This window comes from Streptomyces sp. NPDC056128 (genome assembly GCF_042263835.1).
In the GTDB taxonomy this organism is placed as follows: Bacteria; Actinomycetota; Actinomycetes; order Streptomycetales; family Streptomycetaceae; genus Streptomyces.
The window spans coordinates 36,921-62,289 of record NZ_JBHJVQ010000018.1 but is presented as its reverse complement, the minus strand read 5'-3'; the positions used below and the strand labels follow the sequence as shown (position 1 = coordinate 62,289).

The following is a 25,369-nucleotide window of genomic DNA, read 5'->3' as shown; positions in this document are numbered from 1 at the left end:
CTGTCGTGCACGTGGGAACGCGCCCTGATCGGATAGCAAGGGCCCATGGCGGTCTTCGTCGCGCTCGGCGCGTTCCTGATGACGCTGGCCGGCGGCTGGACGGCACAGCGCGTGACCGACCGGCGCCACCTGGTCCTGGGGCTGGCCGGCGGCCTGATGCTGGGCGTCGTCGGCCTCGACCTGCTGCCCGAGGCACTGGAGGCGGCCGGCGACGAGGTGTTCGGCGTACCCGAGGCGCTGCTGCTCTTCGTCGCCGGCTTCCTCCTCGCGCACCTGGTGGAACGCCTGCTGGCCGCCCGCCGCGCCGCGCACGGCGCCGACGAGCACGAGCGGCGCTCGCCCCAGGTGGGCCTCACGGCGGCCGCCGCGATGGTGGGGCACAGCGCGATGGACGGCGTGGCGATCGGCGCCGCCTTCCAGGTGGGCGGCGGCATGGGCGCGGCGGTGGCGATGGCGGTGATCGCCCACGACTTCGCGGACGGTTTCAACACGTACACGCTGACCAGCCTGTACGGGAACGCCCGCCGCCGCGCGATCGCGATGCTGGTCGCCGACGCCCTGGCACCCGTGGCGGGCGCGGCCTCCACCCTGCTCTTCTCGATCCCGGAGGGCGCGCTCGGCGCGTACCTCGGCCTGTTCGGCGGCGTACTGCTCTACCTCGCCGCGGCCGAGATCCTGCCCGAGGCCCACCACGAGCACCCGGCTCGCTCGACCCTGCTGTGCACGGTCGCCGGCGCGGCCTTCATCTGGCTGGTGGTGGGCATCGCGGAGTGAGCGGCCGCCGTTCACGACGTCCGGCACCTCTCCACGAACCGACGGGCGACCGACGGCTCCGCCGCCCAGTGCGTGTGCAGGTAACTCGCGTGCACACCACCCTCGACGAACCCCTCGACGCGCCGTTCGGGCGTCCGCATCCCCCACGCGGGTGTCGCCCCGGCCCCCGGCTCCACGACGGTCCGGTGGAACTCGTGCCCCCGCATCCGCGTCCCCGCCACGGCCAGCGGACTGTCGGTCAGCGCCACGCAGTCCCGGTACCCGAGGGTGAGCCGCCCCGACATCCGCGCGGAGGCGTCCAGCACCCCGCACATGGGCAGCCCGTCCAGCTCCCGCCCCAGGTACAGCAGCCCCGCACACTCCGCCGCGACGGGCGCACCCCCGAGCGCCAGCTCGGCGACGGACTTCCGCAGCCCCTCGTTGGCCGACAGCTCGGAGACGTACACCTCCGGAAACCCGCCCCCGATCACCAGCCCCCGCGTCCCCTCCGGCAACTCCTCGTCCCGCAACGGATCGAAGACGACGACCTCGGCCCCCGCCGCCGCGAGCAGTTCGGCATGCTCGGCATAGGAAAAGGTGAACGCGGCCCCGCCCGCAACAGCCACCCGGGCATTCTTCAGCCCGTCCGGCGTTTGAGGACGAGGCCGTCCAGGCCGAAAGCGGGGGTCTGGGGGCGCAGCCCCCAGGTTCGGGACGGGAAGGGGCGGCGGGGGCGAGGAAACAAGCACCTCACCCGCGTCCCAAGCCGCACCCGGCAACGCCCCCGCCCCCCGGGCCAACGCCACCAGCCCCTCCAGATCACACCCGTCGGAGACCAACGCCGCCATCGCCCCGACGGCGTCGACCGCCGCCGCCCCCCGCTCGGCAACCGGCACCAGCCCCAGATGCCGCGACGGCGTCTCCACCGGCGCGGCCCGCCGCAACGCCCCCAGCACCGGCACCCCGACGGAGTCCAACGCCTCCCGCAGCATCACCTCGTGCCGGTCCGACCCGACCTTGTTCAGGATCACGCCCCCGACACGCACGTCCGGATCGAAGGACACGAACCCGTGCACCAGCGCCGCCACCGACCGCGACTGCGCCGACGCGTCCACGACCAGCACCACGGGCGCCCGCAGCAGCTTGGCCACGTGTGCGGTGGAGGCGAGTTCGCCCTCCCCGGCCGCCCCGTCGTACAGCCCCATCACGCCCTCGATCACGGCGATGTCGCAGCCGCGCGCCCCGTGCAGGAACAGCGGCTCCACCAGCTCGGGCCCGCACAGGTAGGCGTCGAGGTTGCGTCCCGTCCGCCCGGTGGCCAGCGCGTGGTACCCGGGGTCGATGTAGTCGGGCCCGACCTTGTGCGGGGACACGGCGAGCCCCCGCGCGGCGAGCGCGGCCATCAGCCCGGTGGCCACGGTGGTCTTGCCGCTGCCCGAGGAGGGCGCGGCCACGACCAGCCTGGGGACGGAGGCTGTCACCACTCGATGCCCCTCTGCCCCTTCTGGCCGGTGTCCATCGGGTGCTTGACCTTGGACATGTCGGTGACCAGGTCCGCGAAGTCCACCAGCTGCTGCGGCGCGTTCCGCCCGGTGATCACGACGTGCTGGGTGCCGGGCCGGTCACGCAGCACGGACACCACCTCGTCGGTGTCGATCCACCCCCAGTGCAGCGGGTAGGCGAACTCGTCCAGCACGTACAGCTTGTACGTCTCGGCGGCGAGGTCGCGCTTGACCTGCTCCCAGCCCTCCCGGGCCTTCTCCTCGTTGTCCTGCTGCTGGTCGCGCTGGACCCAGGACCACCCCTCGCCCATCTTGTGCCAGTCGACGGTGCCGCCCTCACCGGACGCACCGAGCACCCGCAGGGCGTTCTCCTCGCCGACCTTCCACTTGGCCGACTTGACGAACTGGAACACCCCGACGGGCCACCCCTGGTTCCAGGCGCGCAGCGCCAGCCCGAAGGCGGCGGTGGACTTGCCCTTCCCGATCCCCGTGTGCACGAAGACCAGCGGCCGGTTGCGCCGCTGTCGGGTCGTCAGTCCGTCGTCCGGTACGACACTCGGCTGTCCCTTGGGCACTACGCGGCCCTCCTTGTTCCGGTATCCCGCACATCCTTGACCAGCCCCGCGATCGAGTCCGCCCGCAACTCGTCGAGGGTCACCGCCGTACCGCCCAGCTCACCCGCGAGCTGCCCGGCGAGCCCCAGCCGGATCGGCCCCGACTCGCAGTCCACGACCACGGAGGCGGTGCCCTCGGCCGCGAACAGCCGCGCCGCGCGCGACGCCAACGCGACCGGTTCCGGCCCGCCGGTGGCCCGACCGTCGGTGACCACCACGACCAGCGCCCGGCGTGCCGGGTCCCGCAGCCGCTCCACCCGCAGCACCTCGTGCGCCTTGAGCAGCCCGGCCGCGAGCGGGGTACGCCCGCCGGTCGGCAGCGACTCCAGCCGGGAGGCCGCCGCGTCCACCGACGAGGTCGGCGGCAGCGCCACGTCGGCGGCCGAACCCCGGAAGGTCACCAGACCCACCTTGTCCCGCCGCTGGTAGGCGTCGAGCAGCAGCGACAGCACGGCGCCCTTCACGGCGCTCATCCGCTGCCGTGCCGCCATCGACCCGGAGGCGTCCACGACGAACAGCACGAGGTTGCCCTCGCGCCCCTCGCGGGTCGCCTGCCGCAGGTCGTCCCGGCGCACCACCAGACCGCGCCCCGCCCGGCCGCGCTCCCGCTGGTGCGGAGCCGCCGCCTGAACGGTCGCCGCCAGGTGCAGCTTGGTGAGCGCGCCCCGCGGCCGGCGGGCGCCGGTGGTCCGCCCGTGTTCGGTCCGGGCCCGGGAGCGCCGCCCGGCGGCCCCCTCGCCGAGTCCGGGCACGCTCAGCACCTTGGTCCGGAACGGCTCGGCGGCCGGTACGGCGGACCGCTCCCCGGCGCCGCCCCCGGCGGGCACCGGCCCCGGTTCGTCACCGGTACCGGCCTCGGGCGGGACGCCCGCGTCGTCCGCACCGTCCTGCGGGCCCTCCTCGGGCGGCCGTCCACCGCCGCCACCGGGACCGTCGGGACCGGGGTCGGGGTCCTGGTCCGGGTCCGGATCGGGGTCGTCCTCGCCCTGGTCGCCGAACTCCTCCAGCGTCTCGTCGAGCTTGTCCTCGTCGAGGCCGGGCGCGTCGAACGGGTTGCGCCGCCGCCGGTGCGGCAGCGCCAGCAGCGCCGCCTGGCGGACGTCCTCCGCCAGGACGTCGGTCCGCCCGGCCCAGGCCGCCAGCGCGGTCGCGGTCCGGGCCATCACGATGTCGGCCCGCATGCCGTCCACCTCGAAGGCGGCGCAGGTCGCCGCGATCTGCCGCAGCGCCGCGTCGCCGAGCGACACCGACGGCAGCAGCTCCCGGGCCGCCACGATCCGTGCCCGCACGGCGGCCTCCTCGTCCGCCCAGCGGGCGACGAAACCGGCCGGGTCGTCGTCGTGCGCGAGCCGGCGCCGTACGACCTCCACCCGCTGGTCGGGCTCGCGCGAGGCGGCGACCTCCACCGTCAGCCCGAACCGGTCCAGCAACTGCGGCCGCAGCTCGCCCTCTTCGGGGTTCATGGTGCCGACCAGCAGGAACTTCGAGGCGTGCCGCACCGACACGCCCTCGCGCTCGACGTACGAGGCGCCCATCGCGGCGGCGTCGAGGAGCAGGTCCACCAGGTGGTCGTGGAGGAGGTTGACCTCGTCCACGTACAGGATCCCGCGGTGCGCGTCGGCCAGCAGGCCGGGCTCGAAGGCCTTCACGCCCTCCGCGAGCGCCCGCTCGATGTCGAGGGCGCCGACCAGCCGGTCCTCGGAGGCGCCGACGGGCAGTTCGACCATCCGCGAGGGACGCTCGGTGGCCGTCCCGGGCTCGTGCGGACCGTCGGGGCAGCCCGGGTCGGGCGACCCCGGGGAGCAGGAGAAGCGGCAGCCGGGGACCACCGACACCGCCGGCAGCAGCGTCGACAGCGCCCGTACGGCCGTCGACTTGGCGGTGCCCTTCTCGCCGCGCACCAGCACGCCGCCGACCGCCGGGGAGACGGCGTTCAGCAGCAGCGCGAGGCGCAGGTCGTCCTGGCCGACGACGGCCGTGAACGGGAACGGGGTACTCACTTGTTGTCGTCCTCCAAGTCGCCTTCAAGTTCCTGCGGGCTCATGCGGGCGCCCCCGGTGGCACGAAGGGCAGCCCGGGCGGCGCGCCGGACTCGATGAGCCGCCACAGCGCGTCGGTGTCCGCGTGCTGTTCGATCAGGTCGCCGAGCCGGTCGAGCTGCTCCTCGCGCAGCGCGGCGAACGAGGTGTCGGGGGCCGGCACGAACCGGCGGCCCGCAGCGGCGGCCACCTCGCGCAGGAACGCCCGCCGGAAGCCGTCCGACTCCAGCGAGCCGTGCCAGTGCGTGCCCCAGGTCTGGCCGACCCGGCAGCCGTCCAAGAAGGGTGTGCCGCCCAGGACTTCGGCGACCCCGTGGTGGATCTCGTACCCCTCGACGCGCTCGCCGAGCGCCTCGCCCACCGGTCGCGTCAGGGTCTTCTCGCGGGCGAACCGCACCCGCACGGGCAGCAGTCCGAGCCCGTCGACGTGCCCGGCACGCGACTCGACGTCGTCCTCGATGTGCTCGCCGAGGAGCTGGAACCCGCCGCACACGCCGAGCACGGGCCGGCCCTCGGCCACCCGGCGCGCGATGCCCTCCGCCAGCCCCCGCTCGCGCAGCCACTCCAGCGCCCGGACCGTCCCGCGCGTCCCCGGCACGATCACCAGGTCGGCGTCGGCCAGCTCCTCGGGCCGGTCCACGAACCGCACCACCACGCCCGGTTCGGCGGCCAGCGCGTCCACGTCCGTGAAGTTGGACATCAGCGGGACCGCGCAGACGGCGACCCGCAGCACGTCCTCGCCGACCGGCGGCGCGACCACGGACTCCCGCACCGTGCCGCGCAGCGAGACCCGCAGCCCGTCCTCCTCGTCGATGCCGAGCCCGTGCCGGAAGGGCAGCACACCGTACGTCCGCCGTCCGGTCAGGCCGTGCAGCATGTCGAGGCCCGGCTCCAGGAGCGACACGTCGCCGCGGAACTTGTTGACGAGGAACCCGGCGACCAGCGCCTGGTCCTCGGGCGAGAGCAGCGCCACCGTGCCGAAGAAGGAGGCGAAGACGCCCCCGCGGTCGATGTCGCCGACGATCAGCACGGGCAGCCCGGCGCCCCGCGCGATCCCCATGTTCACGATGTCGGTGCGGCGCAGGTTGATCTCGGCCGGGCTGCCCGCGCCCTCGCAGATCACCGCGTCGTAGGTGCCGCGCAGCTCGGCCAGCGAGTCGAGCACCGTGCCGAGCAGCCGCTCCTGCCGCCCGCCGTGGTAGCCGCGGGCGGTCATCTCGCCGACCGGCTTGCCGAGCAGCACCACCTGGCTGCTGCGCTCACCGCCGGGCTTGAGCAGCACCGGGTTCATCAGCGCGGTCGGCTCCACCCGGCAGGCCTGGGCCTGCATGGCCTGCGCCCGCCCGATCTCCGCGCCCTCGCGCGTCACGAAGGAGTTGAGCGACATGTTCTGCGCCTTGAAGGGCGCGACCTTCACGCCCTGGCGCACCAGCCAGCGGCAGATCCCGGCCGTGACGACGCTCTTGCCGGCGTCGGAGGTGGTGCCGGCGACGAGGAGTCCACCGTTCATGACGTACGTCCCTTCCTGACGGCCCCGCGCACCAGCAGCCGGGCGCCGGCGCACACGCCGAGCGCCAGCCAGCCCACGCGCCGGGAGAGCCGAGCGGCCCGTTCGATGTCGCCGGAACCGGCCCGGACGGCGCGCCCCGCCGCCCCGTTGAGCACGGGCCGGTGCTCGACCCGCCCGCCGTAGGAGAGCGTCCCGCCGAGCCGCACCCCGAGGGCGCCCGCGAACGACGCCTCCACGGGACCGGCGTTGGGGCTCGGGTGCCGTCCGGCGTCCGCGCGCCAGGCCCGTACGGCGCCCCGCGGATCGCCGCCGGCCACGGTGGTCAGCAGGGCGGTCAGGCGGGCGCCCGGCCAGCCCGCGAGGTCGTCGAGGCGGGCCGAGGCCCAGCCGTAGCGCCGGTACCGGGGCGACTTGTGGCCGACCATGGCGTCCAGGGTGTTCACCGCACGGAAGCCGAGCAGTCCCGGCACTCCGCCGACTGCACCCCAGACCAGGGCGCCCACCACCGCGTCCGAGGTGTTCTCGGCGACCGACTCCACGACCGCCCGCGCGATCCCGTCGGCGTCCAGTGCCTGCGGGTCCCGCCCGCACAGGTGCGGCAGCCGCGCCCGGGCCGCCTCGACGTCCCCGGCCTCCAGGGCCCGGCCGATGACGAGGGCCTCGCGCGCCAGCGACGTACCGCCGACCACGGCCCAGGTGGCCGCGCCGGTCAGCGCGACCGAGGCGGCGGGGGAGCGGCGTACGGCGTGCGCGGCGGCCGAGCCCAGGGCGGTGGCGCCACCGGCGCACACCAGGGTGTGCAGCGCGCCCCAGCCCCGGTGGTCACGCCACAGCACCCGTTCCACGGCACCGGCGGCGCGGCCGAACGCGGCGACCGGGTGTCCGCGGCGCGGGTCGCCGAGGAGGAGGTCACCGAGCAGGCCGGCGGCGGCGCCGTACGCGAAGACGCGTCCGGCACGCACGGGTTCAGCCGGTCACACGGGCAGGGGAGCACCTGGTACTGAACGTCGGTCGGCAGCCGGGCATCGCGTCGCGTCCTCACTCAGGGTGTCCACGCCCTGGTTCGAAGAGTCCGGCGGTGAGAGTTCCTGGCTACCGGGGTCTGCTCCCCGGTCACAGTGGCGGGACCGCGCCGGAATCGCACCGGGCTTCCTCTCCTGCCGCCGTAGATGGCCCCGGAAGTCCACCACGGCCCGAGAACACCCGTCAACCTGGCGTTGACCTGCGGCGGGGGAGTGTGCGAAGCCCCACACACGGGTGGTGTGCGCCGGTACACGAAGAGGCGGGGCGCGCGACGGTCCGAGTCCGTCCCGCGCCCCGCCCCGGGGGTGTTCGGTGGGTCAGGCGACGATCAGATAGATGCCGTACGCCACCGCCGCCGCGCAGGCCGCGAAGCACGCGTACGCGCCGGTGACCGCGAGGGCAGCGGAGCCGCCCTCGGCGGTGGCCCGCTCCTGGCGGGAGAGTCCGACGATGCCGAGGGTGAAAAGGCCCACCAGGGCCACGGTGGCCACGAGGCTGACGCCGAAGACGGAGCCCAGTGCTGCCCAGTCGATGCTCATGGGGGTTCGCTTCCTTCGTACCCGGGACGCGGGCTCAGACGGTGGTGGCGGCCGACGGGGTCTTGGCCTCGGACGGGTCGGCCGGCAGCTCCTCGGCCACGTGCGCCGGGGGCGGGGAGACGGCGGCCATCGCCGTGGTGACCACACCGGCCGACTCGGGCTCGTGGGGGTCGACGACGTTGGTGTGGTCGACGACCTCGCGCCGGGAGATCTTCCAGATGGCGGCGCTGGAGACCACCAGGAAGACCGCGACGATCGCCGTGCCCCAGTCGCCGAGGCGGCAGACCCACTCGGCGATGGCGGCGACCAGGGCCGCGGCCGGGAGCGTCAGACCCCAGGCGACGAACATCCGGGTGGCCGTGGACCAGCGCACCACGCCGCCCTTGCGGCCGAGGCCCGCGCCCATCACCGCACCGGAGACCGAGTGCGTGGTGGAGAGGGAGAAACCGAGGTGGGAGGAGGCCAGGATGACCGTCGCGGCGCTGGTCTGGGCGGCGAAGCCCTGCTGCGGCTGGAGGTCGGTCAGGCCCTTGCCCATGGTGCGGATGATGCGCCAGCCGCCGAGGTAGGTGCCGAGCGCGATGGCGACGCCCGCGGAGAGGATGACCCACAGGGGCGGGTCGGAGTCGGGGGCGAGCGAGCCGCCGGCGACCAGGGCGAGGGTGATGATGCCCATCGTCTTCTGGGCGTCGTTGGTGCCGTGGGCCAGCGAGACCAGTCCGGCGGAGGCGATCTGCCCGGCGCGGTAGCCCTTGGCGGCGGCCTTGCCGTCGGCCCTGCGGCCGAGTTTGTACGTCAGCCGTGCGCCGAGCAGCGCCGCGAGGCCCGCGACGAGCGGGGCGGCGATCGCGGGGATCAGCACCTTGGTGACGAGCGCGTCGCCGTTGACCGCGCCGACGCCGGCCGAGGCGACCGCGGCACCGATCAGACCGCCCATCAGGGCGTGCGAGGAACTGGACGGGAGGCCGACCAGCCAGGTCAGCAGGTTCCAGAGGATCGCGCCGACCAGGGCGGCGAAGATGACCTCGGGACGGATGCCGGTCTCGTCGACGAGACCCTTGGAGATCGTGTTGGCGACCTCCACCGAGAGGAAGGCGCCTACAAGGTTGAGGACGGCGGACATCGCCACCGCCACCTTGGGCTTGAGCGCACCGGTCGAAATGGTCGTTGCCATCGCGTTCGCGGTGTCGTGGAAACCGTTCGTGAAATCAAACGCGAGTGCGGTTACCACCACAATCGCGAGGATCAGCGAGAAGCTTTCCATTTACCCAGGCAATCGTTCGAGGTCATTGGCTGGACGAACGTAGGTAACCATGGTGAACGGAAGATGAACTGGGCAGGGCGCCGCGGTGACCGGAAGCGGCGTCGCCGCCTCCCTCTGCGTGGCCGTCCCGGTGCTCTCCGGAGACGCCCCTGGCAGGATCGCCGCGAGACCGGTCCATGACGTGCCGGGAGAGGCGCGGGAGCGCTCGTGAGGAGACGGTGACTGTGACGTATTCGCGGGTCGGACGGGCTGCCGGCCCGGACGAGGAGCGGGCCTGGGCGGAACTCGTCGCGGCGGCCCGGCGCACGGTCGCGGACGGGCTCGTGGTCGGCACCTCCGGCAATGTCTCGGTGCGCGTCGGCGACACGGTCCTCGTCACCCCTTCGGGTGTGCCGTACGACCGTCTGGCCCCGGGTGACGTGACCGGCGTCGCCCTCGACGGACGACAGGTGCTCGGCACCCTGGTCCCCACCAGCGAACTGCCCCTGCACCTCGCCGTGTACCGCGCGGACGACGCCGCCCGGGCCGTCGTCCACACCCACGCCGTGCACGCGACGGCCGTCTCGCTGCTGGTGCCCGAACTGCCGCCGGTGCACTACATGGCCGCCGCGCTCGGCGGCCCCGTCCGGGTCGCGCCCTACGCCGCCTACGGCACCGACGAACTGGCCCGCTCCATGCTCGACGCCCTCACCGGCCGCACCGGCTGCCTGCTGCGCAACCACGGCACGCTCACCTACGGCACCTCCCTCGACCAGGCCTACGACCGCACCGCCCAACTGGAGTGGATGTGCCGGCTCTGGCTGACGGCCTCCTCGGTCCCGGGCCGCACCCCGTCGCTCCTGACGCCGGGGCAGTTGGCGGAGGCGGCGGAGCGGCTCCAGGGGTACGGCCAGCCGGGCTGACGCGGCGCGTGTCCGGCCCGTTCCGGGGTGGTGGCAGCGGGATCGCACCCCGTCCCCGGCTACGGCGGTCGCGGGGACGGGTGTCTCTGACAGGGCGTTGCCGGCTCCGGGGCGCGTCGTCCGTCGGCTGTCGGGGGCTTGGCCGGGCCGGCCGGCGGAGGAGGGCGGCTCCGGGGCGGGCAGCGGGGCTGACGCGGCGCGTGTCCGGCCCGTTCCGGGGTGGTGGCAGCGGGATCGGACCCCGTCCCCGGCTACGGCGGTCGCGGGGACGGGTGTCTCTGACGGGGCGTTGTCGGCTCCGGGTCGCGTCGTCCGTCGGCTGTCGGGGGCTTGGCCGGGTCGGCCGGCGGAGGAGGGCGGCTCCGGGGCGGGCAGCGGGGCTGACGCGGCGCGTACCCGGCCCGTTCCGGGGTACCGGCAGCGGGACCGCACCATGGCTCCCGGCCCCGGCGGACAGGCGGAAGGCGTCCCTGACGGAGCGCCGTCACCCCCCGTCCTCCGCCCACTGGCCGCCCGAGGACTCCACCAGGAGACTGGCCCCATGCGCACTGTCACAGCAACGGCCGCCGCCCTCACCGCAGCCCTGGCGGCCGGCGCAGCGAGCGTCGCCGCCGGCCGGCTCGCCAGCGACGCCGCGCTCAAGGCGCCCCCCGGCCGGCCGCTGCCCACCGAACCGCGGCTCACCGTGCACGGCACCGCGGCCGGCCGGATCACCCTCACCCGGGACCTGGCCGCGCTCCGCCCCGGCCGGTACGGGCTCGCCGGCGACGGCTCCCACGCGGTCGTCGGCCCGGTCCTCGACACCGCCGAGCACGGCGCCGACACGGTCGTACGCCGCCTCGAACGCGTCACGCACGGCACGCTGGAGGCCGGGGACCGCGCCTGGTTCACGCCGAACCTGTACGTCGGCAACCCGGGCAGCGCCCTCGACCTCGACCACACCGACGTCGAGATCCCGGGCGAACTCGGCCCGCTTCCGGCCTGGTTCGTGCCCGGCGCCCGCCCGACCTGGATCATCGCCGTGCACGGCCTGGCCGCCACCCGCGAACACGTCCTGAACCTGCTGGCCCCCCTGCACGACCGCAGCGTCCCGGTGCTCGCCCTCGCCTACCGCGGCGACGTCGGCGCGCCGCCCTCGCCCGACGGGCTGCACCACTTCGGCGAGACCGAGTGGCGCGACCTGGACGCGGCCGTCCGCTACGCCCTCGACCACGGCGCCCGCCAGGTCGTCCTGCTCGGCTGGTCCACCGGCGCCACCATGGCCCTGCGCACTGCCGCCCTCTCCGGCGTACGCGGGCGCATCGCGGGGCTCGTCCTGGACTCCCCGGTCCTCAGCTGGGAGACCACCCTGCGCGCCCTCGCCGCCGCCCGCCGCACCCCCGGACCGCTCCTGCCGCTCGCCGTCCGCGCCGCCCAGGGCCGCGCCGGGCTGCACGCCGACCACGACACCGGCACGGCGGGCCTGCACCGCCCCGCGGTCCCCACGCTGATCTTCCACGGCCCAGGCGACGCGGTGGCCCCCTGGCGGCTCTCCCGGCGGCTGGCCGAAACCCACCCCCGACTGGTCGCCCTGCACACCGTCCGGGACGCCCCGCACGGCGCCATGTGGAACGCCGACCCCGACGACTACGAAGAGAAGCTCCGCCGCTTCATGACCCCCCTCGTGTGACCCGGCACGGCGCCGTCGCAGCGTGTGATCCTCCGGTTCCGTTTAGCGCCGTACCACTGGCCTGATCCGCTGCCCGGGCAGCGCGCCCGACCCCCGACTCCGCCCTCCCCGGCGGCCGTCGGGGCATTCCGTTTGGGTTTTCGGACCGTCAACCGGAAGACTGCACCCGTGACGTCCCGTATCCCGCGCGACTCCAGGCTTCGACTCGTCCGCCCACGACCCCTGGCCGCCGCCCCCCAAGCGATCAACCAGCGGCGTCCGCGCCGCCCCGCACCGCGCCCCCCGGAGGGCACACCGGCCCGGTCGGAGCTGGCCCGAATGGCGCGTTCCGGTCTGGCCGGCGCGGCCCGCGTCGCCCGCTGGGCCGACTCCGCGCTCGGCCCCGGCCGCGGCAGTGCCACCGCCGACGGCAAGGCCACCCTCTCCGACGCGACCGCCGACCAGGCGGCCCGCGAACTGGGCCTGCCCGCGGCCAGGGTCCTCGCCGACTGGGACACCGCCCGCCTCGCCGGACTGGTCGAGGTGCACGGCGACACCGCCCGCCCCGGCTGGCGGCTGCGCGCCTGGAACCGCGACGACAGCGCGGTGCTGCGCGGCTGGGTCGCGCTCTTCGACGCCTGGTCGCTCGCCCACCCCGAGCCCGCCGGCGAGGAGCCCGCCGCCGTCGCCGAGGTCGTCTCCGCGATGCCCCAGGTGCTCTCCTTCCTCCAGCTGTCCGCCGGGCCCGTCCCCGTGGACCAGCTCCTGGACCTGCTGGAGCAGCGCGTCACCGAGCTGCGCACCGAACGCTGCGAGGTGCCCTACGGCCCCCGCCTGGAGCCCGGCCCCCAGCCGGTCCCGGACGTCACCGCCGACACCCCGCTCGCCCCGCTCCTCGACTGGGCCCTGCACGCCCTCGCCTCCGTCGGCGCCCTCACCTGCGGCGACGGACAGGCCACGCTCACCCCGCTCGGCAACTGGGCGGTCTGGGTCAAGCTGGAGCAGATCTGCGTGGCCGCCCAGAGCCCCGCCGGGAACATCGAGCAGTCCGCCGAGGGCATGCTCCGCGGCTGCGCCCAACTCCGGCCCAACGCCGCCCGCGCCGAGTACCGCGCCTGGCTCGCCGCCCGCCCCGTCGGCAGCGCCGTCGCCGAACTGCTCGGCGCCGCGCGCGGCGAGGACGCCCTGCTGCGCGGCCTCGCCTTCGACGCGCTGCGGGTCGTCGGCGCCCCCGCCGAGCCCGACGTCCGCGGCGTGGTCGACGAGCCGACGCTGCGGCCGTACGCCCTGCTGTGGCTGGCCGAGCACGACGGGGCCGACCCCGAGGACGCCCACGAGGTCCTCACCCGCCGGGAGGCCACCTGGCTCTGGGTGGACACCGCGGCCGCCGTCGCCGACCACGGGGAGGCACCGCTGCTCGTCCGGCACCTGGAGGCGGCGGTCCAGTTCACCGTCCCCGCCCTGCTCGACGAGGTCCGCGCGGTCGGCCACCCCCGCACCGTGCAGGTCCTGGTGGCCCTCGCCGCCGCCCATCCCGACCCCGCCCTGGCCAAGGCCGTACGCCGGGCCGCCTTCCAGGTCCACACCGGCGGCAGCTGACCGACGGGGCGTGCGCGGCCGAACGAAGAGCTAGCCGCCCACCTCCGGCGCGTACGTCCCGAAGCTCCAGACGTTGCCCTCCAGGTCACGGGCCATGTAGTCGCGCGAGCCGTAGTCCTGGTCCGTCGGGGGCATCAGGATCTCCGCGCCGTGCTCCACGGCCTGCCGGTGATGGGCGTCGACGTCCTCCACGACGACGTACACCCCCGTCGTGCCGGAGTTCTTCATCGCCTCGTCGAAGCGGCTGCCCGTGCCCTTGGAGCCGAGCATGACCGCGCCGTTGCCCTGGGCCAGCTCGGCGTGGGCCACCGTGCCGTCCTCGCCCTCGTACACCGCCAGCTCCCTGAAGCCGAAGGCCTCGGTGAGCTGCCGGACCGCCGCCTTGGCGTCCGCGTACAGCAGCGTCGGACAGATGCTCGGGCGCCCGCCGTCGGTGCCTGCCATGCCGATCACTCCCTTGTGAGCCGGTGGACGGTGCCGGACCGGCCCCGTGCGTCCAGTCTGGCACCGCCCACTGACACCGGAACCGGGGAAAAGAGCTTGCACCGCCCCGTTAGACTGGCCCCCATGGCCATTCTCCTCGCGCATTAGACGGCGGGAAACGTCCTCAGCCACCCATCCCGCCCCCACCCGCCCCAGGAGTCTGACCGTGATCTCCGCCTCCGGCATCGAGCTGCGCGCCGGTGCCCGCGTCCTCATCGAAAGCGCCACCTTCCGCATCGCCAAGGGCGACCGCATCGGCCTGGTCGGCCGCAACGGCGCCGGCAAGACCACCCTCACCAAGGTGCTCGCCGGCGAGGGCCAGCCCGCCGCCGGCGCCGTCACCCGCTCCGGCGAGGTCGGCTACCTCCCGCAGGACCCGCGCACCGGCGACCTCGACGTGCTCGCCCGCGACCGCGTCCTCTCCGCCCGCGGCCTCGACGTACTGATCCGCAAGATGCGGGAGAACGAGCAGCGCATCGCCAACGGCCAGGGCGCCACCCGCGAGAAGGCGCTCCGGCAGTACGAGCGCCAGGAGACCGAGTTCCTCACCAAGGGCGGATACTCCGCCGAGGCCGAGGCCGCCACCATCGCCGCCGCGCTCAACCTGCCCGACCGGGTCCTCGGCCAGCCCCTGCACACCCTCTCCGGCGGTCAGCGCCGCCGGATCGAGCTGGCCCGCATCCTGTTCTCCGACGCCGACACGCTGCTGCTCGACGAGCCGACCAACCACCTCGACGCCGACTCGATCATCTGGCTGCGCGACTACCTGAAGACCTACCGCGGCGGCTTCATCGTGATCTCCCACGACGTCGACCTGGTCGAGACGGTCGTCAACAAGGTGTTCTACCTGGACGCCAACCGCTCCCAGATCGACGTCTACAACATGGGCTGGAGGCTCTACCAGCAGCAGCGCGAGGCCGACGAGAAGCGCCGCAAGCGCGAGCGGCAGAACGCGGAGAAGAAGGCGTCCGCGCTGCATTCGCAGGCCGACAAGATGCGCGCCAAGGCCACCAAGACCGTCGCCGCGCAGAACATGGCCCGCCGGGCGGACAAGCTGCTGGCCGGTCTGGAGGCCGAGCGGAAGTCCGACAAGGTCGCCAAGCTCCGCTTCCCCGAGCCGGCGCCCTGCGGCAAGACCCCGCTGACCGCCGAGGGCCTCTCCAAGTCGTACGGCTCCCTGGAGATCTTCACCGACGTCGACCTGGCCATCGACAAGGGCTCCCGGGTCGTCATCCTCGGCCTCAACGGCGCCGGCAAGACCACGCTGCTCAGGCTCCTCGGCGGCGTTGAGAAGCCCGACACCGGCCAGGTCGTCGAGGGCCACGGCCTCAAGCTCGGCTACTACGCCCAGGAGCACGAGACCCTCGACCCCGAGCGCACCGTCCTGGAGAACATGCGCTCCGCCAACCCCGACCTCGACCTGGTCGAGGTCCGCAAGACGCTGGGCTCGTTCCTGTTCTCCGGCGACGACGTCGACAAGCCGGCCGGGGTCCTGTCCGGCGGCGAGAAGACCCGCCTCGCGCTGGCCACCCTCGTGGTGTCCTCGGCGAACGTGCTGCTCCTCGACGAGCCCACCAACAACCTCGACCCGGCCAGCCGCGAGGAGATCCTCGGCGCGCTGCGCACCTACAAGGGCGCGGTCGTCCTCGTCACCCACGACGAAGGCGCCGTCGACGCCCTCCAGCCGGAACGGATCATTCTGCTTCCGGACGGCGTCGAGGACCTGTGGGGCGCCGACTACGCGGATCTCGTCGCCCTGGCTTGATCGAAAGGATGATCCACTGAGTATGGATCATTCGGCCGAGTCGTGATCCACCATCTGTGTGAGATCTCCTCATCAAGAGGTGCGTCCTACATCCAATTCACGGCCGGACCCCCCATTGCCGGGGGTCCGGCCGCGACGCCTTTCTGACCTGGAATTACGCGCGGAAACCCGTTCGGCGGTACGGGCGAGAATCTCTGGAATTCCGCATTCCACATGTGGGGACACGCTCCTGTCGTCACATCCTTGACTCATCGACCTTGCCGAATGGGTGGCCAGGAGGCGCGGAAGGGGTGATCATGAGGAGACCAGAGCGCACTTCCTTGAGGAGGCACGGGTGGCCGAGACTCTGAAGAAGGGCAGCCGGGTTACCGGCGCCGCGCGCGACAAGCTCGCGGCAGACCTGAAGAAGAAGTACGACGCCGGTGCGAGCATCCGGGCGTTGGCCGAGGAAACCGGCCGCTCGTATGGCTTTGTGCACCGCATGCTCAGCGAGTCGGGCGTCACGCTCCGAGGGCGTGGCGGGGCTACCCGGGGCAAAAAGGCCACTTCGGCCTGACATCCCGGTGGCCCCTCGGCTCCGAAAGTGAAGGTGGTCACCCGGTCGGTCGTCCGACCGTCCGGGTGGTTACTGTGCAGTCACTTAGCTCCGCCGTCACACGGCTCACGGGCCGGCGTACGGCGGGGACGACGACCGCACCTTTCGGAGGCGCCCCATGGCTTCGCCCGCCCACGACACCGGTCCCGCACTCGACCGGGACGGCGTGCGGCTCACCGTCGACGACGCGATCGCCACGGTGACGCTGACCAACCCCGCCAAGCGCAACGCGCAGAGCCCCGCTCTGTGGCGGGCGCTCGCCGAGGCCGGCCGGCTGCTGCCCGGCTCCGTCCGGGCCGTGGTGCTGCGGGCCGAGGGCAAGTCCTTCTCGGCCGGTCTCGACCGGCAGGCGTTCACGCCCGAGGGCTTCGACGGCGAACCGTCGTTCATCGACCTCGCGCGGGGCGGCGACGCCGAGCTGGACGCGGCCATCGCCGAGTACCAGGAGGGATTCACCTGGTGGCGGCGCGGCGACATCCTGTCCGTCGCGGCCGTGCAGGGGCACGCCATCGGGGCGGGCTTCCAGCTGGCCCTCGCCTGCGACCTGCGGGTCGTCGCCGACGACGTGCAGTTCGCGATGCGCGAGACCAGCCTGGGCCTGGTGCCGGACCTGACGGGCACGCACCCCCTGGTGTCCCTCGTCGGCTACGCCCGCGCGCTGGAGATCTGCGCGACCGGGCGCTTCGTCATGGCCGAGGAGGCGGTGAACAGCGGCCTGGCCAACCTGGCCGTACCCGCGGACCAACTCGACGGCGCCGTGCACGACCTGGTGTCGGCGGTCCTCGCCGCGCCCCGCGACGCGGTCGTCGAGACCAAGGTCCTGCTCCAGGGCGCCCAGAACCGCGACTACGAGACCCAGCGCACCGCCGAGCGGGCCGCCCAGGCACGCCGCCTGCGCGACCTGGCGGGGCTCGGGGAGTAGTCGGACAGGGCGCGGCGCGCGGTCGGCCCGGTGCCTCAGCCGACCGCCGTCACCACCACCGCCACCGACGGACGGTCCGGCAGCGCCTCGGACACCGCCGCACGGACCCGCCGGGCCACCTCCACGGCCCGGTGGTCCGCCGCCACCGCCAGCTCCAGCCGGACATGGCGGCGCGGCAGGGCCCCCTCCCGCGTCGGCGGCTCCGCCACGTGCACCGGACGGCCCAGTACGCCGGTCAGCCGGACCACACCCGGTACCCCCAGCGCGGCCCCGGCGGCGCGCTCTTCGTCCCCGCCCGCGCCGTCGTCGGCTTCGGCGGCGGCGTCGGCCGGTCCCGGTTCCGTTCCGTCATCCGGCTGAGACCCGCGCGGCTCCCGCTCGGGAGCCGCGTCCGCCGGCGTGTCCAGCAGGCCCGTCGCCCGCAGGTCCACGTCCGTCACCGTGAGACCGAGCCCGTCGGCCGCCTCCGTCAGCGCCGCCCGCAGTCGCGCGGCCGTCGCCGGCAGCGGCTCCGCGGTCGCCGCCGCGCCGCCCACCGTCGCCGTGAAGTCGGCCGTCACCCGCAGCGGCCCCGGTGGCAGGGCGCCCAGCGGCGGCGGTACGGCCGGCTCCCGCGTGTCCCGCGGGTCCGCGAGCCCGACGCGCAGGCCGCCGGGGCGCACCCCGGCCACGTCGCGGGCCGCGGCCAGCAGCACCTCCCGCGCGGCACGTTCCGCGATCCACGCCCCGTCCCGGGGCCCGCCCAGCGGCAGCAGCCTGCCGAGCCCCAACCGCTCCCGCATCGTGCGCGTCCACCGCTCCGCCGTCGTCATTCCTCCACCCTGCCGCATCCGTGGCGCGCCGCGCCCCAACCAGAACTACCGTGGTCACAGGTACTACGACCGGAAGGGACGTACGGCCATGACCGACATGGAGAGCCACCGGGCCGGGCAGGACACGATCGAGACCCCCGGTGCGGGCAAGGGCCAGATCCGGCGCGGCGGCGGAGACCCCGGGAGCCGGGGACGGACCACCATCGCCGACGGCGTCGTGGAGAAGATCACCGGAATGGCGGCACGCGACGTCGCCGGTGTGCACGCCATGGGCAGCGGCATGTCGCGCACCTTCGGCGCCGTACGCGACCGGGTGCCCGGCGGGACCAAGTCCGGCGTGACACGCGGAGTGAAGGCCGAGGTCGGGGAGAAGCAGACCGCCCTCGACCTGGAGATCGTCGTCGAGTACGGCGTGTCGATCTCGGACGTGGCCCGGGACGTGCGGGAGAACGTGGTGGCCGCGGTGGAGCGGATGACCGGTCTCGAGGTCGTCGAGGTCAACATCGCGGTCAGCGATGTGAAGCTGCCCGACGAGGAGGACGAGGAACCGGAGCCCCGGATCAAGTGACGTGGAGGACGAGGCAGCGGTGAACGAGGGGAGCGCACCATGAGCATGGCCGTGGTCGGCCTGATCGCCGGCATGGCGCTGGGGTTCGCCGGGTACTTCGGCGGATTCGGCGCCTTCCTGCTGGTGGCGGCCCTGGGCGCGGTCGGGTTCGTCGTCGGCCGCCTCCTGGAGGGCGACATGGAACTCGGTGACTTCTTCCGCGCCCGCGACGACCGACGGCGGTGACTGGCGTGAGCGGTGGGACCGGCGAGGTCCTGGAACCCCTGGCGGTCGTCGCACCCGGCGAGCGCGGTGCCACGCGGATCGCCGACCGGGTGGTCGCCAAGGTCGTCGCCGAGGCGGCCCGCGAGGCGGTCGGCCCGCTCCATCCGGACGCCGCGCGCCCGCACGCGAGCGTGGCCGTCCACCACGACATCGCGCACGTCAGGGTCCACCTCGAACTCGACTACCCGTGCGACATCGGCGCCCGCTGCGGTCAGGTGCGTCACCAAGTCGTGCAGCGGGTGAGGACGTTGGTGGGCATGGCGGTGCCGGAGGTCGCCGTCCAGGTGGAGCGGCTGCACCTGGCGCGGGAGTACGGCGGGAAGCGGGGGAGGACGCGATGAGCGAGTCCCAGGGCCCCGAGGCGACCGAGGGCAGCACCCGGCGTCTGCCGGTCGTGGAACCCGGCCCGGAGCAGCCCGGTCCGCCCGTCATGGAGAAGCACGCCCCCGACGCGCCGGAGAGCGGAACGGCCCACCGCTTCTGGTCCGCGCGCCGCGTCCCCGCCGGCATCGTCGCCCTGTTGATCCTGCTGCTCGCGGGGGCCTTCCTCTACGACGTCGTTGCCGTACGTGCGGGCCGCGACGCCCTCGGCTGGCGCCGCGACCTGGCCCGGCAACTCGCGGAGCGCCCCCTCGACGACACGTGGGTGCTGGTCGGCGCGGGAATCGCCGCGGCCCTCGGGCTCTGGCTCCTGCTGCTGGCGCTCACCCCCGGCCTGCGCCGGGTGCTGCCGATGCGGCGCACCCACCCGGACGTACGCGCCGGGCTGCACCGGGACGCGGCCGCCACCGTGCTGCGCGACCGGGCCATGGAGGTCGCCGGGGTGCAGTCGGCCCGGGTGCGGATGCGCCGCCGCAAGGCACGCGTGCGCGCACTGTCGCACTTCCGTGAACTGGACGACGTACGGGCCGAACTGGACGGCGCGCTCGACGACGCGGTGCGCGGTCTTGGCCTGGCCAGGCCGCCCGCCGTGTCCCTGCGGGTGGCGCGTCCCGGCCGGAAGGGGTGAGGGCGGTGCTCAGGACCGTCGACCGTGTGCTGACCGGTTTCGTGGGCCTGGTCCTGCTCGCCCTCGGCGGCGCCGTGCTCGCCGTCGGGTTCGACCTCCCCGCGCCCTCCTGGTGGGTCCACCAGGGTCCGCACGACGTGCTGCTCAGTACCGCGGAGCGGACCCGGTGGCGGGACGAGGGCTGGTGGTGGCCGGTCGTCATCGCCGCGCTCGCCGTGCTGTTGCTGCTCGCCCTGTGGTGGCTGGTCGCGGTCCTGCGCCGCCGCCGGCTCACCGAGGTCCTCGTCGACACCGGGGACGGCGAGGCCGCGACGCTGCGCGGCCGGGCGCTGGAGGGCGTCCTCGCCGAGGAGGCGGACCGGGTGGACGGGGTGGAGCGGGCCGCGGTCCGGCTCACCGGACGCCGCGACGCCCCGGCAACCCGCGTCCGGCTGCTGCTGGCCCCCCACGTCGATCCCGGCACCGCCCTGCACGACCTCACCAGCGGGGCCCTGACCCACGCCCGGGACTCGGCCGGTCTCCCGTCCCTCCCGGCGGAGGTCCAGCTCCGCGGCGTCAAGCACCACGCCGAACGCGTCAGCTGACCGACGCGTCCGGCGTGCCGCCAGAACCGGTGCCGCTGGAACCCGTGCCGCTGGAACCCGTGCCGCTAGAACCCGTGCCGCACCCCGCCGTCCACCGGCAGCATCACGCCCGTGAGGTACGACGCCGCCGGGGACAGCAGGAACGCCGCCGTGCGGCCGAACTCCTCCGGGGTGCCGTAGCGGCGCAGTGGGATGCGGGACTCGGCGGCCGCCCTGGTCGCCTCCGGGTCGGCGGACAGCCCGTCCAGCTCGCGCACGCGGTCGGTGTCGACGCGGCCCGGCAGCAGGCCGACGACGCGGATGCCGCGCGGGCCCAGCTCGTCGGCGAGGGACTTGGCGAAGCCGGCCAGCCCCGGCCGCAGGCCGTTGGAGATGGTCAGGCCCGGGATCGGCTCGTACACCGAGCCCGACAGCACGAACCCGACCACCCCGCCCTCCTCCAGCTCGGCCGCCGCACCCCGGGCCAGCCGCACCGCGCCGAGGAACACCGACTCGAACGCCGCCTGCCACTGATCGTCCGTGTTGTCGGCGACGAACCCGGGCGGCGGCCCGCCCACGCTGATCAGTACGCCGTCGAAGCGGCCGAAGCGCTCACGCGCGGTGGCGATCAGCCGCTCGGGCGCCTGCGGGTCCGCGTTGTCCACGGCCACGCCCACCACGTCCGGGCCCAGCGCGGCCGCGGCCTGGGCGACGCTCTGCTCGTCCCGCCCGGTGACGACCACCTTCGCCCCGTCGGCGACCAGTTCGCGCGCGGCGGCGTGGCCCAGGCCCCGGGTGGCTCCCGTGACGACGTACACCCGGTCCTTCAGTCCAAGATCCATGGTCCTATCCTGCCCCTTCCTCCCCGAACAGGGCGAGGGCGGTGTTCACCAGACCGACGTGGCTGAACGCCTGCGGGAAGTTGCCGAGCTGACGTCCGGCCGCCGGGTCGTACTCCTCGGCCAGCAGCCCGACGTCGTTGGTGAGCGCCACCAGCCGCTCGAACAGCTGCCGGGCCTCCTTGGTCCGGCCGGTCGCGTGCAGCGCGTCCGCGTACCAGAACGAGCACACGAGGAACGTCCCCTCGCTGCCCGGCAGCCCGTCGACGGGCTCCCCCTCGGTGCTGTAGCGGCGCACCAGGCCGTCCCGGGTCAGTTCCGCGCCGATCGCGTCGACCGTGCCGACCACCCGCGGGTCGTCCGCGGGCAGGAAGCCCACGCGCGGTATCAGCAGCAGCGAGGCGTCCAGCTCCCGCGAGCCGTAGGACTGGGTGAAGGTGTTCCGCTCCGGGTCGTACCCCTTCTCGCACACCTCGCGGTGCACCTCCTCGCGCAGCGCGCGCCAGCCCTCCAGGTCACCGCCGTCCAGCTCGGGATGGTCCTCCAGGGTGCGCACCGCGCGGTCCAGGGCCACCCACGCCATCACCTTCGAGTGCACGAACTGCCGGCGCCCGCCGCGCACCTCCCAGAGCCCCTCGTCGGGCTCCCGCCACGCCGTGGCCAGGAAGTCGATCAGGGCGCACTGCAGCTCCCACATCTGCGGCCGCGGACGCATGCCCGCCTGCCGGGCCAGCGACAGGGAGTCCATGACCTCGCCGTACACGTCCAACTGGAGCTGGTTCACCGCGTCGTTGCCGATCCGTACGGGGGCGGCCCCGGCGAAGCCGGACAGCCACGGCAGCTCGAACTCCGGCAGCCGCCGCTCGCCCGCGAGGCCGTACATGATCTGGAGGTCGTCCGGGCTGCCCGCGACCGCGCGCAGCAGCCAGTCGCGCCATGCCTCGGCCTCCTCCAGGTACCCGGCCGACAGGAGGGCGCCCAGGGTGAGCGTGGAGTCGCGCAGCCAGCAGAAGCGGTAGTCCCAGTTGCGCACGCCGCCCGGTTCCTCGGGCAGCGAGGTGGTGGGGGCGGCCACGATGCCGCCGGTGGGCTGGTAGGTGAGCGCCTTCAGCGTGATCAGGGAGCGGACCACGGCATCCCGGTGCGGACCGTCGTAGCGGCATCGCGCGGCCCACTCCCGCCAGTCCTCGACACTGTGCTCCAGCGCGAGGAACGGGTCGATCAGCGGCGGACGCTGTTCGTGCGAGGGGTGCCAGGTCAGCACGAACGCGACCTTCTCGCCCGCGGCGACCGTGAACTCCGAGTGGGTTCCGAAGTCCTCGCCCCAGCTGCGCACCTCGGGTTCGCTGCGCAGCCACGCCGAGTCCGGCCCGGCGACGGCCACGCGGTGCCCGTCGGACCTGCGCACCCACGGGACGACCGAGCCGTAGTCGAAGCGCAGCCGGAGCACGCTGTGCAGCGTGACCTCGCCGCTCAGGCCCTCCACGACACGGACCAGGTCCGGGGCGCGGTCCCGCTGGGGCATCAGGTCGGTGACCCGGACCGAACCCTCCTCGGTCTCCCACTCGGTGTCGAGGACGAGGGTGTCCGGCCGGTAGGCGCGCCGGGTGCAGCGCTCGGCGCCCTTGGGGGCGATGCGCCAGTGGCCGTTGTCCTCGTCGCCCAGGAGCTTGGCGAAGCAGGCCGCGGAGTCGAAGCGGGGGAGGCAGAGCCAGTCCACGGAGCCGTCCGTGGAGACCAGGGCGGCGGTCTGCTGGTCGCCGATGAGCGCGTAGTCCTCGATGTCGGTGTGCACGGGATTTCGTCTTCCCGACCGGGAGCGGCGCAATCGGACCGCCGTCCTGCTGCCGTCCGGCTACACCGCGGCGGGCTCCGCGGCCTCCTCGGTCTCGTCCTCGTCCTCGCCGTCCTCGGACGCCCGGTCCCGGACCTCGCGGCGGGCGAGCACGAACCAGCCGATCGGCACACCGGCGGCGAACAGCCACCACTGGACGGCGTACGCCATGTGGTTGCCGATGCTGTCGTGGTCGGGCTCCGCGATCAGCTCGGGCGTGTCGCCCGCGGGCTTCGGCTCGGTCATCTCGACGTAGCCCCCGAGGACCTGCTTGCCGAGGCGTTCCGCCTGCTGCTCGCTGTTGATGAGCATGACCTGGCGGTCGGGCAGGCCCGCGACGTTCTTGATGCCGCTGTCCTCGGTCGTCTGGTCGGGCATCAGCCGGCCGGTGACGGTGGTCTCGCCCGCCGGGGGCGCCGGAATCTCGGGGAAGGCGGTCTGGCTGGCGCCGTTCGAGGGGATCCAGCCCCGGTTGACCATCAGCACCTTGCCGTCGTCCAGCACGAACGGGGTGAGGACGTGGTAGCCGACCCGGTCGTCCGCGTTGGTGCGGCGGCGCACGACGACCTCCTCGGCGGTGTCGAAGTGCCCCTTGGCCGTCACCCGGCGGTAGAGGTCGTCGTCGCCGACCTTCGCCCCGGGTGAGGTCATGGTCTCGGCCGGTACGGGCCGGGCCGCCAGGGAGTCCGCGATCACCTTGTTCAGCGCGACCCTGTGCTCATGGCGGTGCAGCTGCCAGAAGCCCAGCTCGATCATCGTCGGGATGAGCGCGAGCGCCACGAGGGTGAGGATCACCCACTGGCGGGACAACAGGAACCGGTACACCCCACGACGGTACAACTCGGTCGTGGGGCGCGACGCGGCGGGTGGGGGCTTGCGCGGGCCGGGGCTCAGACCTTGTCGATGATCCCCGCCCTCCCCTCCGCGCGGGCGCAGTGGGCGCCGCAGTACCAGTGGCCCTCGACCTCGACGCCCTGGCCGATGATCTGTACCCGGCAGTGCTCGCAGATGGGTGCCATCCGGTGGATCGCGCAGGAGAAGCAGTCGAAGACGTGCACCGCTCCCTGGGCGTGGACCTCGAAGGTCATTCCGTAGTTGTTGCCGCAGACTTCACATGTCGCCATGCGCCACAGGGTGGGCCGTCGTCGCGACGCGGGCGAGCGGACGCCGGGCGAGTCGCCGGGAATCACCCGTCCGTACGGCCCGTCCCGGCTCCGTCCCGGCCCCCGTCACGGGGCCACGTCCGCCGCCTCGACGTCCGCGAGCAGCTGTCCGAACGCCGCCTCGTCCACCACCGGCGTGCCGTACTGCCGGGCCTTGACCACCTTGGAGGTGCCCGAGTCCGGGTCGTTGGTGACCAGCAGGCTGGTCAGCCGGGACAGGCTGGTGGCGACGTGCAGCCCGGCCTCGGTCGCCCGGTCCTCCAGCAGGTCCCGCTCCACGGAGGTGTCACCCGAGAAGGCGACCCGCATGCCCTGCTTGAGCCGTTTGCCCGCTTCGTACCGGCCCGGGTTGGGATACGGGCAGGCGGGCCTCTTGCGGGAGGGGCGCCAACTGTTCGGCCGGTAGGAGCCGTAGCCCGCCTGCTGCCCGATGCGGGGCGCGGGCCGGTCCGACCACTCGGTCAGCGGCCGGCACTCGTGCAGCGGCAGCCGCACGCCCCCGGCCGCCGCCGCGGCCAGGCTCGGCCGGAACGCCTCCGCCAGCACCCGCGCGTCGTCCAGCGCGTGGTGCGCCCGCTGCTGTACGACGCCGTAGTGGGCGGCCAGCGACTCCAGCTTGTGGTTGGGCAGGGGCAGGCGCAGCTCCTTGGAGAGCGCGATGGTGCACAGCCGTTGACGCACCGGCGCCTCCCGCCGCGCGCGGGCGTACTCGCGGGCGATCATCTGCCAGTCGAAGACCGCGTTGTGCGCGACGAGGACCCTCCCGTCGAGCCGGGCCGCGAACTCCTCGGCGACGTCGGGGAAGAGCGGCGCGTCCCGCAGTACGTCGCTCGTCAGACCGTGTATCCACACCGGACCCGGGTCCCGCTGCGGATTGACCAGCGTGTACCAGTGGTCCTCGACCTCGCCGCGCGCGTCCAGCCGGTACACGGCAGCGGAGATGATGCGGTCGTCGCGGGCCAGGCCGGTGGTCTCCACGTCGACGACCGCGTATCCCCGCGGATACGCGGCCGGCCAGGCAGTCGCGGACGGCGCCGCGATCGTACGGTCTTCGAGCATGGTCACTGAGGATACGGGCCGGGACCGACACCGCGGTGCCGGAGGTGCCGCCCGCTCCACCGGCGAAACGGTTCCTCCGTCAAGTTCTCCACCGCCGGGG

At 74.1% G+C, this 25,369-nt stretch carries 26 protein-coding genes and 1 riboswitch; of the genes, 12 read left to right on the top strand and 14 right to left on the bottom strand.

Going from position 1 to position 25,369, the window contains the following annotated elements:
* Window positions 1–45 precede the first annotated feature (45 nt).
* The gene (locus tag ACFC1X_RS27355) at window positions 46–774 is read left to right on the top strand and encodes a ZIP family metal transporter (protein WP_376358058.1); all 729 of its coding nucleotides are present in this window, start codon (window positions 46–48) and stop codon (window positions 772–774) included.
* Window positions 775–785: 11 nt separating this feature from the next.
* On the opposite strand, the gene ACFC1X_RS27350 is transcribed toward ACFC1X_RS27355, so the two are convergent.
* From ACFC1X_RS27350 to ACFC1X_RS27320, 7 genes are all read right to left on the bottom strand, one after another.
* Complete coding sequence (locus ACFC1X_RS27350; protein WP_376358055.1) at window positions 786–2,234, bottom strand: cobyrinate a,c-diamide synthase; 1,449 nt, start codon at window positions 2,232–2,234, stop codon at window positions 786–788.
* Entirely contained in the window at window positions 2,231–2,830 is a 600-nt protein-coding gene (gene cobO, locus ACFC1X_RS27345; RefSeq protein WP_122614793.1) for a cob(I)yrinic acid a,c-diamide adenosyltransferase, read from the bottom strand. Before cobO ends, ACFC1X_RS27350 begins: the two co-directional genes overlap by 4 nt.
* Window positions 2,830–4,869 (bottom strand): putative cobaltochelatase, encoded by a 2,040-nt coding sequence (locus ACFC1X_RS27340; protein WP_376358052.1) that lies wholly within the window; start codon window positions 4,867–4,869, stop codon window positions 2,830–2,832. The genes cobO and ACFC1X_RS27340 overlap by 1 nt, the downstream gene beginning before the upstream one ends.
* A gap of 40 nt (window positions 4,870–4,909) precedes the next feature.
* Window positions 4,910–6,418, bottom strand: a complete 1,509-nt coding sequence (locus tag ACFC1X_RS27335; RefSeq protein ID WP_376358049.1) for a cobyric acid synthase — start codon at window positions 6,416–6,418, stop codon at window positions 4,910–4,912.
* Complete coding sequence (locus ACFC1X_RS27330) at window positions 6,415–7,380, bottom strand: cobalamin biosynthesis protein (protein ID WP_376358047.1); 966 nt, start codon at window positions 7,378–7,380, stop codon at window positions 6,415–6,417. Before ACFC1X_RS27330 ends, ACFC1X_RS27335 begins: the two co-directional genes overlap by 4 nt.
* Window positions 7,381–7,479: 99 nt before the next feature.
* A riboswitch (cobalamin riboswitch) is annotated at window positions 7,480–7,622 on the bottom strand.
* Between the two features lie 136 nt (window positions 7,623–7,758).
* Complete coding sequence (locus ACFC1X_RS27325) at window positions 7,759–7,980, bottom strand: hypothetical protein (RefSeq protein ID WP_234953312.1); 222 nt, start codon at window positions 7,978–7,980, stop codon at window positions 7,759–7,761.
* 34 nt (window positions 7,981–8,014) lie between these two features.
* Complete coding sequence (locus ACFC1X_RS27320) at window positions 8,015–9,244, bottom strand: anion permease (protein ID WP_376358045.1); 1,230 nt, start codon at window positions 9,242–9,244, stop codon at window positions 8,015–8,017.
* A gap of 224 nt (window positions 9,245–9,468) precedes the next feature.
* Between ACFC1X_RS27320 and ACFC1X_RS27315 the strand changes: the two genes are divergently transcribed.
* From ACFC1X_RS27315 to ACFC1X_RS27305, 3 genes are all read left to right on the top strand, one after another.
* Window positions 9,469–10,146, top strand: coding sequence for a class II aldolase/adducin family protein (locus ACFC1X_RS27315; protein WP_376358228.1), 678 nt, complete (start codon window positions 9,469–9,471; stop codon window positions 10,144–10,146).
* A gap of 541 nt (window positions 10,147–10,687) precedes the next feature.
* The gene (locus ACFC1X_RS27310; protein WP_376358043.1) at window positions 10,688–11,815 is read left to right on the top strand and encodes an alpha/beta hydrolase; all 1,128 of its coding nucleotides are present in this window, start codon (window positions 10,688–10,690) and stop codon (window positions 11,813–11,815) included.
* A gap of 168 nt (window positions 11,816–11,983) precedes the next feature.
* The gene (locus ACFC1X_RS27305) at window positions 11,984–13,393 is read left to right on the top strand and encodes a hypothetical protein (protein WP_376358040.1); all 1,410 of its coding nucleotides are present in this window, start codon (window positions 11,984–11,986) and stop codon (window positions 13,391–13,393) included.
* Window positions 13,394–13,423: 30 nt separating this feature from the next.
* Here the strand turns inward: ACFC1X_RS27305 and ACFC1X_RS27300 are convergent, their stop codons facing one another.
* Window positions 13,424–13,837, bottom strand: a complete 414-nt coding sequence (locus ACFC1X_RS27300; RefSeq protein ID WP_376358038.1) for a VOC family protein — start codon at window positions 13,835–13,837, stop codon at window positions 13,424–13,426.
* Window positions 13,838–14,042: 205 nt separating this feature from the next.
* Here ACFC1X_RS27300 and ACFC1X_RS27295 point away from each other — a divergent pair, with 205 nt between their 5' ends.
* From ACFC1X_RS27295 to ACFC1X_RS27285, 3 genes are all read left to right on the top strand, one after another.
* Complete coding sequence (locus tag ACFC1X_RS27295; RefSeq protein WP_376358035.1) at window positions 14,043–15,641, top strand: ABC-F family ATP-binding cassette domain-containing protein; 1,599 nt, start codon at window positions 14,043–14,045, stop codon at window positions 15,639–15,641.
* A 334-nt stretch (window positions 15,642–15,975) separates the two neighbouring features.
* Complete coding sequence (locus ACFC1X_RS27290; protein WP_003976983.1) at window positions 15,976–16,197, top strand: helix-turn-helix domain-containing protein; 222 nt, start codon at window positions 15,976–15,978, stop codon at window positions 16,195–16,197.
* 157 nt (window positions 16,198–16,354) lie between these two features.
* On the top strand, window positions 16,355–17,158 hold the full coding sequence (locus ACFC1X_RS27285) for an enoyl-CoA hydratase/isomerase family protein (protein ID WP_376358032.1): 804 nt from the start codon (window positions 16,355–16,357) through the stop codon (window positions 17,156–17,158).
* 35 nt (window positions 17,159–17,193) lie between these two features.
* On the opposite strand, the gene ACFC1X_RS27280 is transcribed toward ACFC1X_RS27285, so the two are convergent.
* Complete coding sequence (locus ACFC1X_RS27280; protein ID WP_376358029.1) at window positions 17,194–17,970, bottom strand: nucleopolyhedrovirus P10 family protein; 777 nt, start codon at window positions 17,968–17,970, stop codon at window positions 17,194–17,196.
* 88 nt (window positions 17,971–18,058) lie between these two features.
* On the opposite strand from ACFC1X_RS27280, the gene ACFC1X_RS27275 reads away from it, so the two are divergent.
* The 5 genes from ACFC1X_RS27275 to amaP are packed head-to-tail and all read left to right on the top strand — an operon-like array spanning window position 18,059 to window position 20,395.
* Window positions 18,059–18,538, top strand: a complete 480-nt coding sequence (locus tag ACFC1X_RS27275) for an Asp23/Gls24 family envelope stress response protein (RefSeq protein ID WP_376358026.1) — start codon at window positions 18,059–18,061, stop codon at window positions 18,536–18,538.
* Between the two features lie 39 nt (window positions 18,539–18,577).
* Complete coding sequence (locus tag ACFC1X_RS27270) at window positions 18,578–18,763, top strand: hypothetical protein (RefSeq protein ID WP_376358023.1); 186 nt, start codon at window positions 18,578–18,580, stop codon at window positions 18,761–18,763.
* Window positions 18,760–19,143, top strand: a complete 384-nt coding sequence (locus ACFC1X_RS27265) for a hypothetical protein (RefSeq protein ID WP_376358020.1) — start codon at window positions 18,760–18,762, stop codon at window positions 19,141–19,143. The genes ACFC1X_RS27270 and ACFC1X_RS27265 overlap by 4 nt, the downstream gene beginning before the upstream one ends.
* Window positions 19,140–19,811: a DUF6286 domain-containing protein gene (locus tag ACFC1X_RS27260; protein WP_376358017.1), complete on the top strand. Its 672-nt coding sequence runs from the start codon at window positions 19,140–19,142 to the stop codon at window positions 19,809–19,811. Before ACFC1X_RS27265 ends, ACFC1X_RS27260 begins: the two co-directional genes overlap by 4 nt.
* The gene (amaP, locus tag ACFC1X_RS27255; RefSeq protein WP_376358014.1) at window positions 19,808–20,395 is read left to right on the top strand and encodes an alkaline shock response membrane anchor protein AmaP; all 588 of its coding nucleotides are present in this window, start codon (window positions 19,808–19,810) and stop codon (window positions 20,393–20,395) included. The genes ACFC1X_RS27260 and amaP overlap by 4 nt, the downstream gene beginning before the upstream one ends.
* A 65-nt stretch (window positions 20,396–20,460) precedes the next feature.
* Here amaP and ACFC1X_RS27250 read toward each other — a convergent pair whose 3' ends face one another.
* From ACFC1X_RS27250 to ACFC1X_RS27230, 5 genes are all read right to left on the bottom strand, one after another.
* Complete coding sequence (locus ACFC1X_RS27250; RefSeq protein WP_376358012.1) at window positions 20,461–21,216, bottom strand: SDR family oxidoreductase; 756 nt, start codon at window positions 21,214–21,216, stop codon at window positions 20,461–20,463.
* A 4-nt stretch (window positions 21,217–21,220) separates the two neighbouring features.
* A complete protein-coding gene (locus ACFC1X_RS27245) occupies window positions 21,221–23,008 on the bottom strand; it encodes a glycoside hydrolase family 15 protein (protein WP_376358009.1) in 1,788 nt (595 codons plus the stop codon).
* Window positions 23,009–23,068: 60 nt separating this feature from the next.
* A complete protein-coding gene (locus ACFC1X_RS27240) occupies window positions 23,069–23,872 on the bottom strand; it encodes an SURF1 family protein (RefSeq protein ID WP_376358007.1) in 804 nt (267 codons plus the stop codon).
* A gap of 65 nt (window positions 23,873–23,937) precedes the next feature.
* A complete protein-coding gene (locus tag ACFC1X_RS27235; RefSeq protein ID WP_376358004.1) occupies window positions 23,938–24,171 on the bottom strand; it encodes a hypothetical protein in 234 nt (77 codons plus the stop codon).
* 105 nt (window positions 24,172–24,276) lie between these two features.
* A complete protein-coding gene (locus tag ACFC1X_RS27230; RefSeq protein WP_376358001.1) occupies window positions 24,277–25,269 on the bottom strand; it encodes a DEDDh family exonuclease in 993 nt (330 codons plus the stop codon).
* Between the last annotated feature and the right edge of the window lie 100 nt (window positions 25,270–25,369).

What these genes read in the sequence shown, in the direction of transcription:
- ACFC1X_RS27285 (WP_376358032.1), top strand. Translation starts at nt 16,355, where the DNA reads ATGGCTTCGCCCGCCCACGACACCGGTCCCGCACTCGACCGGGACGGC.
- ACFC1X_RS27300 (WP_376358038.1), bottom strand. Translation starts at nt 13,837, where the DNA reads ATGGCAGGCACCGACGGCGGGCGCCCGAGCATCTGTCCGACGCTGCTG.
- ACFC1X_RS27250 (WP_376358012.1), bottom strand. Translation starts at nt 21,216, where the DNA reads ATGGATCTTGGACTGAAGGACCGGGTGTACGTCGTCACGGGAGCCACC.
- ACFC1X_RS27235 (WP_376358004.1), bottom strand. Translation starts at nt 24,171, where the DNA reads ATGGCGACATGTGAAGTCTGCGGCAACAACTACGGAATGACCTTCGAG.
- ACFC1X_RS27280 (WP_376358029.1), bottom strand. Translation starts at nt 17,970, where the DNA reads ATGACGACGGCGGAGCGGTGGACGCGCACGATGCGGGAGCGGTTGGGG.
- ACFC1X_RS27310 (WP_376358043.1), top strand. Translation starts at nt 10,688, where the DNA reads ATGCGCACTGTCACAGCAACGGCCGCCGCCCTCACCGCAGCCCTGGCG.
- ACFC1X_RS27275 (WP_376358026.1), top strand. Translation starts at nt 18,059, where the DNA reads ATGACCGACATGGAGAGCCACCGGGCCGGGCAGGACACGATCGAGACC.
- ACFC1X_RS27325 (WP_234953312.1), bottom strand. Translation starts at nt 7,980, where the DNA reads ATGAGCATCGACTGGGCAGCACTGGGCTCCGTCTTCGGCGTCAGCCTC.
- ACFC1X_RS27335 (WP_376358049.1), bottom strand. Translation starts at nt 6,418, where the DNA reads ATGAACGGTGGACTCCTCGTCGCCGGCACCACCTCCGACGCCGGCAAG.
- ACFC1X_RS27230 (WP_376358001.1), bottom strand. Translation starts at nt 25,269, where the DNA reads ATGCTCGAAGACCGTACGATCGCGGCGCCGTCCGCGACTGCCTGGCCG.
- ACFC1X_RS27260 (WP_376358017.1), top strand. Translation starts at nt 19,140, where the DNA reads ATGAGCGAGTCCCAGGGCCCCGAGGCGACCGAGGGCAGCACCCGGCGT.
- ACFC1X_RS27320 (WP_376358045.1), bottom strand. Translation starts at nt 9,244, where the DNA reads ATGGAAAGCTTCTCGCTGATCCTCGCGATTGTGGTGGTAACCGCACTC.
- ACFC1X_RS27270 (WP_376358023.1), top strand. Translation starts at nt 18,578, where the DNA reads ATGAGCATGGCCGTGGTCGGCCTGATCGCCGGCATGGCGCTGGGGTTC.
- ACFC1X_RS27355 (WP_376358058.1), top strand. Translation starts at nt 46, where the DNA reads ATGGCGGTCTTCGTCGCGCTCGGCGCGTTCCTGATGACGCTGGCCGGC.